Source organism: Allobrachymonas chironomi DSM 19884, from assembly GCF_000374625.1.
Classification (GTDB): domain Bacteria; phylum Pseudomonadota; class Gammaproteobacteria; order Burkholderiales; family Burkholderiaceae_C; genus Brachymonas; species Brachymonas chironomi.
Genome location: NZ_KB894765.1, coordinates 372,064 through 388,427 on the forward strand (window position 1 = coordinate 372,064; position 16,364 = coordinate 388,427).

At 65.2% G+C, this 16,364-nt stretch carries 18 protein-coding genes and 1 tRNA gene; 11 read left to right on the forward strand and 8 right to left on the reverse strand.

The genetic code is table 11. From position 1 onward, the window contains the following. Positions 1-54: 54 nt before the first annotated feature. The 5 genes from C513_RS0101790 (at position 55) to C513_RS0101810 (ending at position 2,569) form a co-directional block, all read left to right on the forward strand. Positions 55-756, forward strand: a complete 702-nt coding sequence (locus C513_RS0101790; RefSeq protein WP_245552782.1) for a MotA/TolQ/ExbB proton channel family protein — start codon at positions 55-57, stop codon at positions 754-756. 23 nt (positions 757-779) lie between these two features. Beyond that, entirely contained in the window at positions 780-1,193 is a 414-nt protein-coding gene (locus C513_RS0101795; RefSeq protein WP_018714314.1) for an ExbD/TolR family protein, read from the forward strand. After that, complete coding sequence (hemP, locus tag C513_RS0101800; RefSeq protein WP_018714315.1) at positions 1,190-1,396, forward strand: hemin uptake protein HemP; 207 nt, start codon at positions 1,190-1,192, stop codon at positions 1,394-1,396. Before C513_RS0101795 ends, hemP begins: the two co-directional genes overlap by 4 nt. Before the next feature lie 78 nt (positions 1,397-1,474). Next, positions 1,475-1,726, forward strand: a complete 252-nt coding sequence (locus C513_RS0101805) for a hypothetical protein (protein ID WP_018714316.1) — start codon at positions 1,475-1,477, stop codon at positions 1,724-1,726. A gap of 150 nt (positions 1,727-1,876) precedes the next feature. Next, positions 1,877-2,569, forward strand: coding sequence for a Bax inhibitor-1 family protein (locus tag C513_RS0101810; protein WP_018714317.1), 693 nt, complete (start codon positions 1,877-1,879; stop codon positions 2,567-2,569). Positions 2,570-2,667: 98 nt separating this feature from the next. On the opposite strand, the gene rlmD is transcribed toward C513_RS0101810, so the two are convergent. The 4 genes from rlmD to surE form a co-directional block, all read right to left on the reverse strand. Further along, positions 2,668-4,194 (reverse strand): 23S rRNA (uracil(1939)-C(5))-methyltransferase RlmD, encoded by a 1,527-nt coding sequence (rlmD, locus tag C513_RS0101815; RefSeq protein WP_018714318.1) that lies wholly within the window; start codon positions 4,192-4,194, stop codon positions 2,668-2,670. 66 nt (positions 4,195-4,260) lie between these two features. Next, complete coding sequence (locus C513_RS0101820) at positions 4,261-5,067, reverse strand: peptidoglycan DD-metalloendopeptidase family protein (protein ID WP_018714319.1); 807 nt, start codon at positions 5,065-5,067, stop codon at positions 4,261-4,263. A 97-nt stretch (positions 5,068-5,164) separates the two neighbouring features. Beyond that, positions 5,165-6,076, reverse strand: a complete 912-nt coding sequence (locus C513_RS12440; RefSeq protein WP_018714320.1) for a protein-L-isoaspartate(D-aspartate) O-methyltransferase — start codon at positions 6,074-6,076, stop codon at positions 5,165-5,167. Between the two features lies 1 nt (position 6,077). Beyond that, entirely contained in the window at positions 6,078-6,869 is a 792-nt protein-coding gene (gene surE / locus C513_RS12445) for a 5'/3'-nucleotidase SurE (RefSeq protein ID WP_051084367.1), read from the reverse strand. A 234-nt stretch (positions 6,870-7,103) separates the two neighbouring features. On the opposite strand from surE, the gene C513_RS0101835 reads away from it, so the two are divergent. The 3 genes from C513_RS0101835 (at position 7,104) to C513_RS0101845 (ending at position 11,393) form a co-directional block, all read left to right on the forward strand. Continuing rightward, positions 7,104-7,679, forward strand: coding sequence for a YceI family protein (locus C513_RS0101835; protein ID WP_018714322.1), 576 nt, complete (start codon positions 7,104-7,106; stop codon positions 7,677-7,679). Positions 7,680-7,827: 148 nt separating this feature from the next. Beyond that, the gene (locus C513_RS0101840) at positions 7,828-9,771 is read left to right on the forward strand and encodes a DUF47 family protein (protein ID WP_018714323.1); all 1,944 of its coding nucleotides are present in this window, start codon (positions 7,828-7,830) and stop codon (positions 9,769-9,771) included. Beyond that, positions 9,768-11,393, forward strand: a complete 1,626-nt coding sequence (locus C513_RS0101845) for a PEP/pyruvate-binding domain-containing protein (RefSeq protein WP_018714324.1) — start codon at positions 9,768-9,770, stop codon at positions 11,391-11,393. The genes C513_RS0101840 and C513_RS0101845 overlap by 4 nt, the downstream gene beginning before the upstream one ends. A 54-nt stretch (positions 11,394-11,447) precedes the next feature. On the opposite strand, the gene C513_RS0101850 is transcribed toward C513_RS0101845, so the two are convergent. Next, a complete protein-coding gene (locus C513_RS0101850; protein WP_018714325.1) occupies positions 11,448-12,854 on the reverse strand; it encodes an FAD-binding oxidoreductase in 1,407 nt (468 codons plus the stop codon). A gap of 470 nt (positions 12,855-13,324) precedes the next feature. On the opposite strand from C513_RS0101850, the gene C513_RS0101855 reads away from it, so the two are divergent. After that, positions 13,325-14,161 (forward strand): 3-oxoadipate:acetyl-CoA acetyltransferase, encoded by an 837-nt coding sequence (locus C513_RS0101855; RefSeq protein ID WP_018714326.1) that lies wholly within the window; start codon positions 13,325-13,327, stop codon positions 14,159-14,161. 61 nt (positions 14,162-14,222) lie between these two features. On the opposite strand, the gene trxC is transcribed toward C513_RS0101855, so the two are convergent. Next, on the reverse strand, positions 14,223-14,660 hold the full coding sequence (trxC, locus tag C513_RS0101860) for a thioredoxin TrxC (RefSeq protein ID WP_018714327.1): 438 nt from the start codon (positions 14,658-14,660) through the stop codon (positions 14,223-14,225). A 187-nt stretch (positions 14,661-14,847) separates the two neighbouring features. Here trxC and C513_RS0101865 point away from each other — a divergent pair, with 187 nt between their 5' ends. Beyond that, on the forward strand, positions 14,848-15,111 hold the full coding sequence (locus tag C513_RS0101865) for a type II toxin-antitoxin system Phd/YefM family antitoxin (protein WP_018714328.1): 264 nt from the start codon (positions 14,848-14,850) through the stop codon (positions 15,109-15,111). 3 nt (positions 15,112-15,114) lie between these two features. After that, complete coding sequence (locus C513_RS0101870) at positions 15,115-15,585, forward strand: type II toxin-antitoxin system VapC family toxin (RefSeq protein WP_018714329.1); 471 nt, start codon at positions 15,115-15,117, stop codon at positions 15,583-15,585. A gap of 65 nt (positions 15,586-15,650) precedes the next feature. Here the strand turns inward: C513_RS0101870 and C513_RS12450 are convergent, their stop codons facing one another. Both C513_RS12450 and C513_RS0101880 read right to left on the reverse strand, forming a co-directional pair. After that, on the reverse strand, positions 15,651-16,103 hold the full coding sequence (locus tag C513_RS12450) for a YbjN domain-containing protein (RefSeq protein ID WP_033394737.1): 453 nt from the start codon (positions 16,101-16,103) through the stop codon (positions 15,651-15,653). A gap of 178 nt (positions 16,104-16,281) precedes the next feature. Next, positions 16,282-16,358: transfer RNA gene (locus C513_RS0101880), tRNA-Val, on the reverse strand. Positions 16,359-16,364: the final 6 nt, after the last annotated feature.

Consider the following 16,364-nt stretch of genomic DNA (forward strand, 5'->3'; position numbering starts at 1 on the left):
TTTCCCTCTTCTCCCTGTTCCCTCTCCCTCTCCCTCTCCAAAGGTTGTTCCATCATGTCGATTCCCTCTAGTTCTTCCATGAACCTGGCCCTGCTCTGGACGCAAGGCGACTGGGTTACCCGTACCACCGCGCTGGTGCTGCTGCTGATGTCGGTGGCCACCTGGGCCGTGATCCTGATCAAGAGCTGGGACCTGTGGCGGCACAAGCGCCTGGCCAGCCGCACCGACCAGTTCTGGCACAGCGCCAGCCTGGCCGAAGGCCTGGACCAGCTCGGCCATGCCGATAGCCCGTTCCGTCAGCTGGCGGTGCAGGGCAAGGAAGCCAAGAAGCACCACGAGCAGAGCGACAACGAGCTGCACAGCAGCCTCGGCATCAGCGACTGGATCCACATGAACCTGCGCAGCAGCCTCGACGGCAGCCAGGCGCGACTGCAGTCCGGTCTGGCCATCCTCGCCTCCATCGGCTCCACCGCACCGTTTGTCGGCCTGTTTGGCACCGTCTGGGGCATCTACCACGCCCTGATGGGCATCAGCAGCGCCGGCTCGGCCTCGATCGACAAGGTGGCCGGCCCGATCGGCGAAGCCCTGGTGATGACAGCGCTGGGCCTGGCGGTGGCGATTCCGGCCGTGCTGGGCTACAACTTCCTGCTGCGCGGCAACAAGCGCGTCAACCAGCGCATGCAGCGCTTTGCCCATGACCTGCACGCCTGGCTGGTGACCGGTTCGCGCGTGCAGCCTGCCAGCGCCGGTCGCTGAACCGCACGACAAGGAGTCTTCCCATGGCTTTCCCCACTTTCGAGCAGGATGACAGCGACGTGATGAGCGAGATCAACATGACGCCGCTGGTCGACGTGATGCTGGTCCTGCTGATCGTCTTCATCATCACCGTGCCGGTGCTGAACCACGCGGTGCCCCTCTCCCTGCCACAAGCCAGCAGCGAACCCGAAGTACGCCAGCCCGATGCGATCCAGCTCGGTATTGACGCCCAGGGCGCACTGTTCTGGAACGGCCAGGCGCTGCCCGCCAGCGCCCTGCAGCCGCGCCTGCAGGCCGCCGCCGCACAACAGCCGCAACCACAGCTGCAATTGCAGGCCGACCGCAGCGTGCGCTACGAAGCCGTGGCACGCACCCTGGCCGCCGCACAGCAGGCCGGCCTGCGCCAGGTCGGCTTCGTCACGGAGCCGCAGCGATGATGCCGGAGCATGCCCGATCGCCCGATGCCGCGCCCCCCCCTGCAACGGCATCGGACCAGCCGGCCACACACCGCCAGCCCGGGCCGCCGGCCATCCCGAGCGAGCAGCTGATGCGCGGCCAGCGCAGCATCACCATCGTGCACCGGGGCGTGACCTACCAGCTGCAGGCCACGCGCCAGGGCAAGCTGATCCTGACCAAGTAGGCGCTTACCTTCGCTCACCATTCGCTACAGGTACAGCGCACCGGCTTGCGTTACCCTTGTACCCAAGGAGTATTACGCATGATTCACACCTCTTCTTCCCGATTCCGTACCGTGGCAGCGGCCGTCCTGGCCGTCAGTTCCATCTCGCTGCTGGGTGCCTGCGCCGGCGTGCGCTCGACCAACACCTCCGGTGTCAGCAACAACGGGGTACAGGCCTATGGCCTGGCCGATATCAGTGTCGGCAAAACCAGTTCCAGCGGCTACAGCCGCAGCGGCCTGTCCAGCCACCAGTCGCACATCGGCATCGGCGGCTCGGTGCCGCTGAACTGACAGATACATTTGCGCAGCGGCAGAAGTCGACATACTTGTTTACAATGATTCGCATCTTGCCTTGAACTGCAAGCTTTGGCCCACATCTCAATCAAGGTGGTGGGGCACAAAGACCACCAGACTTTTTTTCACTACAGGAGCTCACCGCCCATGAACGACCGATTGCACTCCCCCAGCTGGGGCCGCGCTTCGATCACCCCCGTACAGCGCAACCGCGTGCTGCGCAACACTTTCTGGCTGCTCGCCCTGAGCATGATCCCCACCGTCATCGGTGCCTGGATCGGTGTCAGCACCGGCATCGTGTCCGGACTGGGTACCGGCCTGAGCCTGATGCTGTTCTTTGGCGGCGCCTTCGGCTTCATGTACGCCATCGAGAAGACCAAGAACTCGGCTGCCGGCGTGCCGGTGCTGCTGGGCTTCACCTTCTTCATGGGCCTGATGCTGTCGCGCATCCTGGGTGCCGTACTGGGCATGGGCAATGGTGCCGGCATCGTCATGAGCGCTTTTGCCAGCACGGCCGGCGTATTCGGCGTGATGGCAGTGCTGTCCACCGTGATCAAGCGTGACCTGTCCGGCATGGGCTCCTGGCTGTTCGTCGGTGCCCTGGTGGTGCTGTTCGGCATGCTGGCCAACATCTTCATCGGTTCCGGCCCGATGATGATGGCCCTGTCGGTGCTGATGACCGGCGTGTTCAGCCTGTACATCCTGTACGACCTGAAGCGCATCATCGACGGCGGCGAGACCAACTACATCTCCGCCACGCTGGCACTCTATCTGGACATCTACAACGTGTTCCAGGGCTTCCTCGCCATCTTCGGCCTGGGTGGTGGCAGTAGCGACTGATCGCCAGCGCTCCCACAATGGCCAAAGCCCCGCTCTGCGGGGCTTTTTCGTGGGCCATCGCCGGGCGGGGATCCGGCCAGGCCGGACCACGGCAGTGTTTACTGCGCCAGCCCCCAGCGCGCATCATCGCGCTCGAACACTGCCATGCTTTCCACATGCGCGGTGTGCGGGAACATGTTGACCACGCCCGCTGCACGCAGGCGGTAGCCGCCCTGGTGCACCAGCAGACCGGCATCGCGTGCCAGCGTGGCCGGGTTGCAGCTCACATAGACGATGCGTGCTGGCGGCTGCCAATCGGCCGGGGCGACATAAGCGCCTTCTTCGGCCTGGCCGATGCGCTGCTGGTGGATATCGGCCAGCGCCTTGGACAGCGCAAACGCACCCTCGCGCGGCGGATCCACCAGCCACTTGTCGGCCGCGCCATCGGCCACCAGCATTTCCGGCGTCATCTCGAACAGGTTGCGCGCCACGAATGACGTCGGTGCCAGCGTGCGGCCGTGCGCATTCGGGTTGTTGGCGGCGTAGTTGTCGCGTGAACGCGCCACCAGCGCCTCGCTGCCCTCGATGCCCAGCACCTCGCGCGCCTGCGTCGCCAGCGGCAGCGTGAAATTGCCCAGCCCGCAGAACCAGTCGATCACGCGCTCATCGGGCTGTACCTGCAGCCACTGCAGCGCCTGGCTCACCAGCACGCGGTTGATGTGCGGGTTGACCTGGGTGAAATCGGTCGGGCGGAACGGCATGGTGATGCCAAACTGCGGCAGGCTGTAGGACAGCTGCGCCGAATCCGTGCTGATGCAGTGCACCGTGTCCGGCCCCTTGGGTTGCAGCCACCACTGCACGCCAGCATGTGCCGCCGCAAACGCATGCAGCCTGTCCAGATCACCCTGGCTGAGCGGCTCCAGATGGCGCAGCACCAGCGCCGTGACATGGTCACCACAGGCCAGCTCGATCTGCGGGCAGGTGTCGCGGGCGTCCATGCTGGCGATCAGGGCGCGCAGCGGCAGCAGCAGGTCGCTGACCGGCTTGGGCAGGACGGCACAGCTCTCCATGTCGGCAATGTAGCGGCTCTTGCGTTCATGGAAGCCGATCAGCACCTTGCCCTTCTTGACCACGTGGCGTACCGACAGGCGTGCGCGCCAGCGGTAGCCCCAGTCCGGGCCATGAATCGGGCGCAACAGCTGGTCGGCCGTGCACTTGCCCAGATGCCAGAGATTGTCCTCGAGCACGCGCTGCTTCATCGCCACCTGCGCCGCCGGGTCCAGATGCTGCATCTTGCAACCGCCGCAGGCCCCGGCATGGAGGCCGAAATGCGGGCAGGCCGGGCGCGCGCGCTGCGCGGATTCCTTGTGGATGCGCGTCAGTGTGGCGGCTTCCCAGTTGTTCTTCTTGCGGTGGCTGGTAGCACTGACCCATTCGTAGGGCAGCGCTCCATCGATAAAGATCACCTTGCCGTCATCGCGGCGCGCCACGCCCTTGGCATCCAGATCCATGGCATGCACCAGCAGCCAGTCGGACTGGGCCCCTTCGGGCGGGGGACCGAACTGCGCACGCAATTGCGTGATGGCATCGTGTTCCTGGGAGAGATCGGCGGAGTCGGGGGTGTGGGTCGTTTCCATGGGCAGCATGCTAGCAACAAAAATCGCTTCTTGCGCCAGGCACAAGAAGCGATGCGGGATCAGGCGCGGGGGAGATCAGCGCAGGTAGCTGGTCGGGTTGACCGACTGGCCGTTGCGGCGCACCTCGAAGTGCAGCTTGACGCGATCGGCATCGGTATTGCCCATTTCGGCAATCGTCTGGCCTTTCTTCACGTTCTGGTTTTCGCGCACCAGCAGCTTGCTGTTGTGGGCGTACACCGTCAGATAGGTCTTGTTGTGCTGGACGATGGCCAGATTGCCATAGCCGCGCAGGCCGGAACCGGCATAAATCACCTGGCCATCGGCTGCCGCCATCACCGGGTCGCCCTGCTTGCCGCCAATGCCGATACCCTTGTTCTTCACGGAGTCGAACGGCGTGACGATGCTGCGGCTCTGCGTCGGCCAGGACAGCGCGATCTCGCCCGGCGCGGCGGCAGCGGGTCGGGTCACCGGCGTACTGCTGGCCGCCGGCTTGGTGGCCGCCGGACGGCTGGAAGCCACGCGCACTGGCGCACTGCCGGCCGGCGGTTCGACGCGCAGCACCTGACCGACTTCGATCAGATTCGGATTCGGCACCCAGGAGGTGTTCCAGCTCATGATGTCGAGCGGGCTGCGACCATGGGTGCGGGCAATGCCGTAGATGGTGTCACCCGGCTGCACCGAGTAATAGCCGGGCTGGTTGCGGAATTCGTAACCGGGCAGCGTGGCCGGATCGACGCGGGTGATGCCACCGGTGGAGCGGTTTTCGACAGGTGCGCGAGGCGAAGAGCCACAGGCTGCAATCAGGGCCACCATGCCGGCACACACCGTGATGCGCAGCGCGTGGCGCCAGGTGGTGGGGGCAAGGGCTGAAGTGCGGGTCATGCGGAAAATCCTTGTAACAGCTAACAGGGCGATTCCGCCCGGAAAAGCGATGCGGGGCGGAACAGGAAATGGCGTAACAGCCCGGACGCAGCAGCGTTCAGGCCATGCCTGATTTTAAGGGAACAAAAAGTACAGGTTCGAGTAAGGCCTGTTGCAAACCGTTAGCAGTTTTATCCAGCACCACCAGCACCTGCTGGCCGGTGCCCAGGGCAGCCGGAGCCACGATGCGCCCATCCATGGCCAGCTGATCAACCCAGGCTTGCGGGATATGCTCGCCGCCCGCAGCCGCAATGATGCCGGCATAGGGAGCGCCGGACGGGTAGCCCAGCATGCCATCACCCAGGATCAGGTGCACATTCGGAATGCGGAACGGTCGCAGGTTGGCACGCGCCTTCTCGTGCAGGCCCTTGAGCCGCTCGATGCTGTAGACCTCGCTCGCCACCTGGCCCAGCACGCTGGCCTGGTAGCCGCAGCCGGTGCCGATTTCCAGCACCCGGCCCAGCCGCGCCTGCGGCCCCTGCGCGCGCATCGCCGGACTGGCCAGCAACAGCTCGATCATGCGCGCCACCACGCTGGGCTTGGAAATCGTCTGCTGCAGGCCGATCGGCAGACTGGTGTCCAGATAGGCCTGGTTGAACAGGGCGCTATCGACAAAGCAGTGGCGCTCCACCGCCAGCATGGCCTGCGCGACACGGCTATCGTGCAGGCCGGACTGCTGCAGGGACTGCACCATGTGGGCGCGCATCGCTGCCGCATTGCCCAGACCGGAGCTGCCCACCGTGCCGGGACGGTTCACCTGCACGATATGCGGCATCGCCGGCTGGGCCGGACGGCGTGCAGTCAGTGCCTGGCGGGCGGCCGCCAGCTCGTGCGGCGTGGCATCGAGCGGCAGTGTCGGCACCAGCGGCCCGGTGCCCGGCGGCACGCGCGCTGCCGGACGACCGGAGGCTGCGGTGGTCTGCGCCTCCGGATTCCACTGGTTGCGCGCCGGAAAAGTCGGACGTGGCACCTCAGGCCTCCTCCTGCCCGTGCAGCTTCGGGCCGCCCACGGCAAAGGCCTGTCCCCAGTAGCCGAGTGCGCCATGATCGGTCAGGTCCACCTTGAGCGGCGTGATGGCGATGTGGCCCTGCGTGGTCGCGTGGAAATCGGTTCCGTCGGCATCGTCCTTGGCGGCACCGGCTGCACCGATCCAGTACATGGTCTCGCCACGCGGGTTCTGCTGCACGATCACGCTCTCGGCCGAGTGGCGGCGGCCCAGCCGGCACAGGCGGAAGCCTTTCAGCTCGTCCAGCGGCAGGTTGGGAATGTTGACGTTGAGCAGCCAGGGCTCGGCAGTGCCGGGTTTTTCCGGCAGAAACTGCATCATGTGCTGCACCAGCCGACGCGCTGCCTGCGCGGCGGCATCGATATGGCCCCAGCCACGATCGACCTGCGAAAAGGCAATTGCCGGAATGCCGAACAGATAGCCCTCCATGGCCGCGCCTACGGTGCCGGAATAGATGGTGTCGTCGCCCATGTTGGCACCGTTGTTGATGCCGGAGACGATCAGGTCGGGCGGGTCATCGAGCAGGCCGGTGAGCGCGATATGCACGCAGTCGGCCGGCGTACCGTTGATGTAACGGAAGCCATTGGCGGCACGCTGCACGTACAGCGGCGAATGCAGCGTCAGCGCGTTGGACTTGGCGCTGTTGTTGTATTCGGGAGCGATGACCTCGACATCGGCCAGGTCACGCAGGGCATTGTGCAGGGCCTCGATGCCGGTGGCCTGGTAGCCGTCGTCGTTGCAAATCAGGATTTTCATGGGCATGGACTGGCACCCGGCATGGGTGCGATGTAAGCCATTGTAGTCGTTGCGCAAGGACTGTCCGTGACAGCCCTGCCTGCTGCACGGGGATGCTTGCGGCAGCAACAGGCAACCGGCATCTTGTTACGATTGCATACGCTTGTTGCCCGATTGTTGTCACATCTGTTGCTAAAGCAAACGAAATTCATTTTTATTCACCTGGTATTCCGATACCCACTCCGGAGGTTTCCCATGCGCAAACTGCTCACCGTGGCCGCTGCTGCCGCCCTGCCCCTACTGGCCACCGCTCCCGCCCAGGCGGCCACCTACGCCATTGACCCGGCACACACCTTTACCATGTTCGAAATCGGCCACTTTGGCGCCTCAGTCAACCGCGGCCGCTTTGACGAGAAGTCCGGCACGGTCGAATTCGACCAGCGCCGCAAGACCGGCAAGATCGACATCACCTTCAAGTCCGCATCGATCAACACCGGCACCAAGGCCTTTGACGATCACCTGAAGACGGACGACCTGTTCGCTGCCGACAAGCACCCGGACATCCGCTTTGTCTCCGACAAGTTCATTTTTGATGGCGACAAGGTCAAGGCCGTGAGCGGCAAGCTGACGCTGCTGGGCCAGACCCATCCGGTGACCTTCAACGCCAACCAGTTCAACTGCTACCCGAACCCGATGGCCAATACCGAAGCCTGTGGTGGCGATTTCGTCGCCGAAATCGACCGTACCCAGTGGGGCATGAACTACGGCGTGGACTTCGGCATGCCCAAGACCGTGCGCATTCTGGCCACCATCGAGGCCTTCAAGCAGTAAGCCCTGCCTTGCGCCGGCCAGCGCAGGCCGGTGCCGCCTTGTCACCTGCGTGACACGGGACTTTCACGCGTGCCCGGGATAATCACCTGCAGCTCCCGGGCAGCGTCGCGTACTTGCAAGCAGCTGCCCTCTCACCAGGACACCTGCCTTGCAAAAAGACAAAGCCGTTGCCTCGCTCGGTCAGCAATCGCTGCTGATGCCCGCCTGGATCACTGCCGCACTGGCAGCCAATGACCGGCTCAAACTCTATCTCTCGCTGTTGCAGGCCGCCTCGCGCCATGCGCTGTCGGCAGACGAGTCCAGCATCAACTGGAGCCAGGAATTGGCGCGTGCCGGCCTCGGCCAGACCGGCTGGACCCAGGAGCTGGTGCGACACGCCTATATGGACGACCAGCTGCTGGTGCTGCCGCACATGGCACAACTGCTGCAGGCGCTGGACGATGATCTGGAAACCATGGCCCGTCCGGTCACCGATGGCGGCATCGTGACAGATGCCGAACGCTTCCGCACGCGCCGCGCACACTGGCATGACTGGCTGCAGGCACGCCGTGATGACGATGGCCTGAGTGCCCCCAACCTGAACAGCCTGACCCATGGCGATCGCGCCTCGGGCGACAGCTTTCACCTGCTGGTAATGGATCTGCACAAGCAGATCAACAGCCTGGCCAGCGCGATTGCCACCGAGAACCTGGATGGCGCCCATGTCTGGCATATCCAGCCGGAAGACCGGCCGCTGGTGCGCGCCTTCATGCGCGGACTGAACCGCACGGCACCGCTCAAGTTCGGCCACCCGGGCCTGGACACCGCTGTCACGCGTGACGGCGAACGCCTGCTGATCCAGAACGACATCGGTACCAACGATGCCCACGTGCTGGTGATCACGGTCGAGGGCCGCAGCATCCGCCTGACCTATTCCGAGCTGCACGTGATCCGCTTCAAGTTCTTCCAGCGCCTGCTGGAACAGGCCGGCTTCAGCTGGGAAGTGGCGGAATCGGTCATGACGCCGGGCATGAACGAGAACAAGCCCTATACCGTGGGCCAGGCCACGCTGCACGCCGAGGACGATGCCACGCTGCAACAGGGTCTGGAAGACGTGGCGGCACGCATCGTGTTCGTGATCGACTGGAACCGCGCGCGCAAGCGCCTGCAGCTGTTCGTCAACAAGGCCACCGCCGTGGACCTGCTGGAGCGCGCTGCGGCACGCGGCCATGGCCACATGGGCTGGCTGATGTCTGGCGGCGAACAGCTGGTCTACAGCACCATGGAAGCAGTCGGCAGCGATGCCTTCCGCTTTGGCGACCGGCTGGACAGCGTACTGGGCGATACCGGTGCGCGCCAGTTCCTGCTGGAGCTGATGCGCATGTGTACCGCGCTGCTGCTGGAGCAGCAGCCCCAGGCCGTGATCGAGGACAAGGCGCGCCTGCTGATGGGTCGCGCACTGGCGCAGCACCATCTGGAATTCGACCTGATGGCGGAACATGCCGCCTACTGCCACGCGCTGGCGCAAACCGTGTGCGACCTGATCGCGCAGGGCGAGGAGGACAGCAGCCAGCTGGTGGCGCGCATCAAGCGCTGGGAACACCGTGCCGATGGCCTGGTGGTGCAGGCACGCCAGCGCGCCGAACGCCAGCCGCGCTGGAAGCCGGTGGTACAGCTGCTGCTGCAGGCCGACGACGTGGCCGATGCACTGGAAGAAACCGCTTTCCTCTGGACGCTGGTGCAATTGCAGCCCCAGCCCCTGCCCGCAGCCGTCCTGCACACCGTGGGCAAGCTCGCCGACACCACGCTGGCGGCGATCCAGGATCTGGTCAAGGCGATCGAAATCGCGCGCATGCTGGACCCCGAGCTGGACAGCCGCGACAGCGATGTGTTCCTGGAAACCCTGTGGCGCATGCTGCGCGCCGAGCGCACCTGCGACGAGCTGCTGCGCGAAGCACGCCGCACCATCGTCGTCACGCTGCATGCCCAGGCTGCCGCCATGCAGCTGGCCACCGAGCTGGCCACCACCCTGGAAAAAGCCTCTGACGCCCTGGTCGCCACCGGCTACGCCCTGCGCCAGATGGCATTCGAGAAGACCGGAGTCCACGCATGAACGCCCCCCTGAACGCCAGTGCCGCACTCTGGCCCGAGCATTTCTACCTGATCGATGCCGCCGGCACGCAACAGCACGGCCTGGCCGGCGATGCCAGCCGTGACAGCATGGGCTCCAAGGCCTGGAACCTGCTGCGCATGGCGCAAGCCGGCCTGCCGGTACCGGCAGCGCTGGTCGTAGGCACCCACTTTGCCCACCACCGCAAGCAGTACCAGACAGCGCTGCGCGAGACCGGCCTGCCGGCGCTGGAACAGGCCACCGGGCAGAAGCTGGGCGATCCGCGCAAGCCGCTGATCGTGTCGGTCCGCTCCGGCGCACCGATTTCCATGCCGGGCATGATGGAAACCCTGCTGAACATCGGCCTGTGCGATGCCACCCTGCCCGGCCTGCTGCGCCAGACCGGCAATCCGCGCCTGGTCTGGGACGCCTACCGCCGCCTGGTCGCCAGCTATGGCGAAGTGGTGGCGGGCCTGCCGGCATCGCTGTTCGAAAACGAGCTGCAACGCATCACCCAGGGCCGTGACGAGCGCCAGCTGGACTTCAGCGAGCTGCGCGAACTGACGCAAAGCTTTCTGCTGCTCTACCAGCAGCATGCCGGTCACCCCTTCCCGCAGGACGTGCACACCCAGCTGCTGCAGGCAGTGCAGGCCGTGTTTGCCTCCTGGGAGGCCGACAAGGCATGCGAATACCGTCGCCTCAACGGCATTGACGAGGCCATGGGCACTGCCGTCACCATCCAGCGCATGGTGTTCGGCAACGCCGGCGGCCGCTCCGGTGCCGGTGTCGGCTTCACGCGCAACCCGAGTACCGGCGAGCCGGTGCTGTGGATCGATTTTCTGGCCAACGCCCAGGGCGAGGACGTGGTGTCCGGCCGCCGCAACGCCCATGGCCACGAGGTCATGGCCGACCTGCTGCCCGAGGCCTGGCAGGCCCTGGAACAGGCCACTGTCCGGCTGGAGCAGATTTTTGCCGACATGCAGGACTTCGAGTTCACCGTGGAAGAAGGCCAGCTGCACATGCTGCAGGCCCGTTCCGGCAAGCGCACGCCGCTGGCCGCCGCGCGCATCGCGCTGGACCTGCACGCCGAAGGCCTGATCGATACCGACACCGCGCTGGAGCGCACTGCCGGCCTGCAGCCCGATGACCTGGCCACCAGCCACCTGGCCGATGACAGCGGCACGCCGGCCCGCCCTGCCGCCGAAGCTGCCAGCGCCTGCTCCGGTGTCTGTAGCGGCGAGATCGCACTCGATACCGCACGCGCCCGGCAACGCGCCGCCGAAGGCCGCAGCGTGCTCCTGGTACGCCCCGATGCAGAGACGCACGATATCGCCGCACTGGAGCTGTCGGTCGGCCTGCTCACGCGCCATGGTGCCCGCACCTCGCACGCCGCCGTGGTGGCACGCCAGCTGGGCAAGGTCTGCCTGGTCGGCTGCGACACCCTTGGCATCGACATGGCTGCCCGCAGCCTGCAGCTCGGCGACCTGCAGCTGCGCGAAGGCGATACGCTGACGCTCGACGGCAACCAGGGCCTGATCTACCTGGGCACGATTGCCACCGTCAAACAGCCGGATCCGGAGGTGATCGCGCGCCTGCAGGCACTGCGCGAACAGCAGCCGGCCTGATCGCAGGGCACGACCGCCGCCACGAGGACCGGGCCAGCCCCGGCCTTCGTGTTTTTACAGCGTGAAAATCTTGCCCGGGTTCAGGATGTTGCGCGGGTCCAGCGCCTGCTTCAGCGTGCGCATCAGGTCGATCGCTTCCTCGCCCGCCTCTTCCTGTAGCAAATCCATCTTGTGCAGGCCGATGCCGTGCTCGCCGGTGCAGGTGCCGCCGGCGCGGATGGCGCGCTGCGCCTGGCGGTGGTTGAGCGATTCGGCCAGCGCGCGCTCGGCCGGGATGGCGGGATCGACCAGGTACAGCATGTGGAAGTTGCCGTCCCCCACGTGGCCCACCATCATGTAGGGCAGACCCGAAGCATCGGCCTCCTGCGCCGTCTCGACCACGCACTCGGCGAGGCGCGAAATCGGCACGCAGGTATCGGTGGTGACGGAACGGCTGCCGGGTTTGAGCTGCAGCCCGGCAAACAGCGCATTGTGGCGCGCCTTCCACAAGCGGTTGCGGTCTTCCGGCAGGTGCGCCCACTCGAACGCACTGCCACCCTGACCGGCGGCTATTTCCTGTACCAGTTCGGCCTGTTCCTGCACGCCTGCCGCGCTGCCGTGGAATTCCATCAGCAGCATGGGCGATTCGGCCAGCTCCAGCTTGTCGTAGCGGTTGACGGCACGCACCGCATGGGCGTCCAGCAGCTCGCAGCGCGCAATCGGCACGCCCAGCTGGATGATCTGGATGGTGGTGTTGACGGCATCGCCAATGGTCGGGAACTGCACCACGGCGGCCGCCACGTGTTCCGGCTGCGGGTAGATGCGCACCGTGATTTCGGTGATCACGCCCAGCGTGCCTTCACTGCCCACGAACAGGCGCGTCAGATCGTAGCCGGCGCTGGACTTGCGCGCATGCGTGCCGGTGCGCACGATGCGGCCGTCGGCGGTGACCACCGTCAGTGCCAGCACGTTCTCGCGCATGGTGCCGTAGCGCACCGCATTGGTGCCGCTGGCGCGGGTGGCCGTCATGCCGCCAATACTGGCATTGGCCCCCGGATCCAGCGGAAAGAACAAGCCGGTATGGCGGATCTCGCTGTTGAGCTGCTCGCGCGTCACGCCGGCCTGCACTGTCACGCTCAGATCGTTCTCGCGCACCTGCAGCACACGGCTCATGCGCGACACATCCAGGCTGATGCCGCCCTGCACGGCCAACAGATGCCCTTCGAGCGAGGAGCCGGCACCGTAGGGAATCACCGGCACCGCATGGGCATGCGCCTGCTGCAGCACAAAGGCTACTTCTTCGGTCGACTCGCAGAACACCACCAGCTCGGGCGGGTCCACATCAAACGGCGACTCGTCACGGCCATGCTGCTGACGCACCGCCAGGGCCGCCGAACAACGCTCGCCAAAACGCTGCTGCAGCGCATCGTGCAGCGCCTGCGGGACCGGACGCGGGGAAACGGAAGGGGGAACATGGGACACGGTATTCTCCTGAAGCAACAGACAATTAGCGTAGCACGATGCGGCGCCCGGGCCAGCGGCCAGGCCGGCGGACAGGCAGTTTACCGGGAGCACTGGCCAACCTCCGGGCTGTACCCGGCATCCCCTTCAGGCTGTGCGCGTACCCCCTGGCGGCCCAGGACACGGACTGGCAAACCCGCCGCTGGCTGGACCGCCAGCACCTATACCATATTGGCCGATCAGACCCCGACCCACCTGATCTCTCGCCATGTTACAAGGGGCATTCACCTGCTTACGGCCAGGCGCGCTGTCCGGGTGATACCCTTCGTCGACTTGCGCTGTCGATGCGCCGGCCTGCACCCTCCCTCCCATCCTCCTGCCACGCACAAGCGGCGCTTGCAGGCCCTGTCTTGCGGGTGCGCCAGTCCCAAGCCGGCAACGCCAGCCCCCCATTCCAAGAACAAGACCCACCATCTGCGAGAGGACAACCCATGAACACCACCCCCTGCATCATCACCTGTGCCATCACCGGCTCCCTGCCGCAAAAGGCCGATAACCCGGCCGTGCCGGTCACCCCGGCCGAACAGATCGAGAGCATCCACGCCGCCTTCGAGGCCGGTGCCACGCTGGTCCACCTGCACGTGCGCCAGGACGACGGCCGCCCCAGCTCCGATCCCGAGCGCTTTGCCGAAGTCCAGGACGGCATCCGCAAGCACTGCCCCGGCATCATCATCCAGTTCTCCACCGGTGGCCGCTCCGGCGCCGGCCGCGAGCGCGGCGCCCACCTGGCCCTGAATCCCGACATGGGCTCATTGGCCACCGGCTCGGTCAACTTCCCCACCCGCGTCTACGACAATGCCCCCGATCTGGTGGACTGGCTGGCCGCCGAAATGCGCGAGCGCCGCATCAAGCTCGAGATCGAGGCCTTTGACCTGTCCATGATCTTCCAGGCCGCCAAAATGGAGGCCGATGGCCGCATCCAGGGCCCGCTGCACGTGCAGTTCGTGATGGGCATCCGGAACGCCATGCCGGTGGACCGCCGCGTGTTCGAGTTCTATATCGAAACCCTCAAGCGCCTGAGCCCGCAGGCCACCTTTACCGGTGCCGGTATTGGCCGCGATGCCCTGACGCTGGCGCGCTGGAGCATGGAGCTGGGCGGCCATGTGCGCACCGGCATGGAAGACAACGTACGTCTGGACAAGACCACGCTGGCTCCGTCCAACGCGGCGCTGGTGCAGCAGGTCGTGGGCGAGATGGCCGCCTTCAAGCGCCACCCGGCCAGCGTGACCGAAGCGCGTGCGCTGCTGGGGCTGCCGGCGGCGGCCTGATCAGCGCAGCCACGGGCTGCGCACCCTACTCCTGCAGGGCGCTTCGGCGCCCTGTTGCATTTCAGCCTGGCTGGCCGGCCAGCACCGAGGCCACCCAGCGCTGCAAATCGGCTGCCGGCATGGCACCGGACTGGCGCGCCACTTCGCGCCCACCCACAAACACCGCCAGCGTGGGAATGCTGCGAATGCCCTGCGCGGCCCCGGTCTGCGGATTCGCTTCGGTATCCAGCTTGGCAAACACCGCCCGGCCCTGCATCGCCTGCGCGGCCTGCTCGAACTGCGGTGCCATCATGCGGCAGGGGCCGCACCAGGGAGCCCAGTAATCCACCACCACCGGCAATTCGGTACCAGCCACGTAGCGCTGGAAACTGGCATCGGTCAGCACCACCGGCTGTTGTGGCAACAGCCCGGCCTTGCAGCGGCCGCAGTTCACTTCCTTGGCCAGATCGGATTCGGCCACGCGGTTCCTGGCCTGGCATTGGGGGCAGATGAGGTGCATGAGGGCTCCTGTAGTGAGTGGGATCCAATCGTCCACATATGGTGGAACAGTTGCCCGGTTTCAAGCACTGGTCTTGTACACGATTCCGCGGCCCGATACCTGCCGGCAGGCTAGCTAGCGCGCCGGCTCGACGTCCGGAACCTCATGTAGTAACATCACTACATCATCCCCAGCAAAGGAGGCTGCCATGACCGTGACCACCCTCACCAGCCGCGAACTCAACCAGGACATCGGCCGCGCCAAGCGTGCCGCACAGCATGGCCCGGTCTTCATTACGGACCGCGGCAAGCCGGCCCATGTGCTGCTCAGCATCGAGGAATACCGTCGCCTGACCGGAGAGCCACGCACACTGGGCGAAGCACTGGCCATGCCGGGGGCTGCCGATATCGATCTTGATCTGCCCAAGTTGCAGTTCCAGTGGCGCATTCCGGACTTCGGCCAGAAGGATTGAGCCGTGTACCTGCTGGACACCAACGTGGTTTCCGAAATGCGCAAGATTGCCGATGGCAAGGCCGATCCCCGGGTCACAGCCTGGCAGGCGCATGTCGACCTGACCCATTGCCATCTCTCGGCCATCACGCTGATGGAGCTGGATATCGGTATCCTGCGCCTGGAGCGGCGCGACATCCGGCAAGGCACCATGCTGCGACACTGGCTGGACCAGCAGGTGCTGCGCTGGTTCCACAGCCGCATCTTGCCTGTAGACACTGCCGTGGCACACCACTGCGCCCGCCTGCACATACCAGACCCGCGCCCCGAACGTGATGCCCTGATTGCCGCCACAGCGCTGGCGCATGGCATGACCGTGGTCACGCGCAACACGGTGGATTTTGCCGGCATGGGCGTGCCCCTGATCAATCCGTGGGACACCTGGACCTTGCAGGAAGCGCGGCAGGGGTATGCAGCTACCCAACCCTCCCAATAAAAAGAAAAAGGCACCTGGCGCATCTCCGCCCCAGGTGCCCGGGTAGTCAGTGCCGCAGCAAGCGCTTAGTCCTTATCCACCAGCACCTCATTGCGCCAGGCGCTGAACGAAATACTGCTGGTTTGCAGAAAGTTGGCAATACGCGCCTGCGTCACGCCGCCTTCCAGGTCCAGATCCAGCTCCAGTACCGGATCCTTCTCGTGATCCAGGTAGGAGCGGGAATACTTCTTGGTGCGGTTCCAGTCGTTGATGCGGCTCAGCGGCACATTCTGGTCAAAGGCGGCGCGGAACAGGATGGATTGCTTGTCCTTGTCTATCAGCAGCAGCGCCGTGTAGCCATCCAGCTTCAGGACCAGGTCACCATCCTTGTCCACGGTGTAGCTATAGCCTTCCTGCTTCAGGATGGATTCGAGCTGCGCAGTCGAGGTCTTGGTGACCACGGCCTGCGCCTGGGCCGTGCCTGCCACGCCCAGCATCAGGACCAGTGCGGCCAGCATGGTAAAGAAACGGTTTTTCATGTTGTCTACTCCCTGAAAACGATGTGGATCGCCCGGCGGGTGGTTCATGCCGGAATACAAGTGTTCAAGTATAGGGAGGAAACCGCACAACCAGCCGTGTCAACGCCAAGAATAGACAAAAAAGTAGCCACTGACAAAGAAAAAGCACCTAGACTTTCGTCTAAGTGCTTGATTTCATTGGTAGGCGCGATTGGATTCGAACCAACGACCCCCACCATGTCAAGGTGGTGCTCTAACCAACTGAGCTACGCGCCTGAAACT

Bases quoted from the DNA above. Each gene is read 5' to 3' on its own strand.
- C513_RS0101855 (WP_018714326.1), top strand. From the start codon at position 13,325: ATGAACACCACCCCCTGCATCATCACCTGTGCCATCACCGGCTCCCTG.
- C513_RS0101865 (WP_018714328.1), top strand. From the start codon at position 14,848: ATGACCGTGACCACCCTCACCAGCCGCGAACTCAACCAGGACATCGGC.
- C513_RS0101790 (WP_245552782.1), top strand. From the start codon at position 55: ATGTCGATTCCCTCTAGTTCTTCCATGAACCTGGCCCTGCTCTGGACG.
- surE (WP_051084367.1), bottom strand. From the start codon at position 6,869: ATGAAAATCCTGATTTGCAACGACGACGGCTACCAGGCCACCGGCATC.
- C513_RS0101845 (WP_018714324.1), top strand. From the start codon at position 9,768: ATGAACGCCCCCCTGAACGCCAGTGCCGCACTCTGGCCCGAGCATTTC.
- C513_RS12450 (WP_033394737.1), bottom strand. From the start codon at position 16,103: ATGAAAAACCGTTTCTTTACCATGCTGGCCGCACTGGTCCTGATGCTG.
- C513_RS0101810 (WP_018714317.1), top strand. From the start codon at position 1,877: ATGAACGACCGATTGCACTCCCCCAGCTGGGGCCGCGCTTCGATCACC.
- hemP (WP_018714315.1), top strand. From the start codon at position 1,190: ATGATGCCGGAGCATGCCCGATCGCCCGATGCCGCGCCCCCCCCTGCA.
- C513_RS0101835 (WP_018714322.1), top strand. From the start codon at position 7,104: ATGCGCAAACTGCTCACCGTGGCCGCTGCTGCCGCCCTGCCCCTACTG.
- C513_RS0101820 (WP_018714319.1), bottom strand. From the start codon at position 5,067: ATGACCCGCACTTCAGCCCTTGCCCCCACCACCTGGCGCCACGCGCTG.
- C513_RS0101805 (WP_018714316.1), top strand. From the start codon at position 1,475: ATGATTCACACCTCTTCTTCCCGATTCCGTACCGTGGCAGCGGCCGTC.
- rlmD (WP_018714318.1), bottom strand. From the start codon at position 4,194: ATGCTGCCCATGGAAACGACCCACACCCCCGACTCCGCCGATCTCTCC.
- trxC (WP_018714327.1), bottom strand. From the start codon at position 14,660: ATGCACCTCATCTGCCCCCAATGCCAGGCCAGGAACCGCGTGGCCGAA.
- C513_RS0101795 (WP_018714314.1), top strand. From the start codon at position 780: ATGGCTTTCCCCACTTTCGAGCAGGATGACAGCGACGTGATGAGCGAG.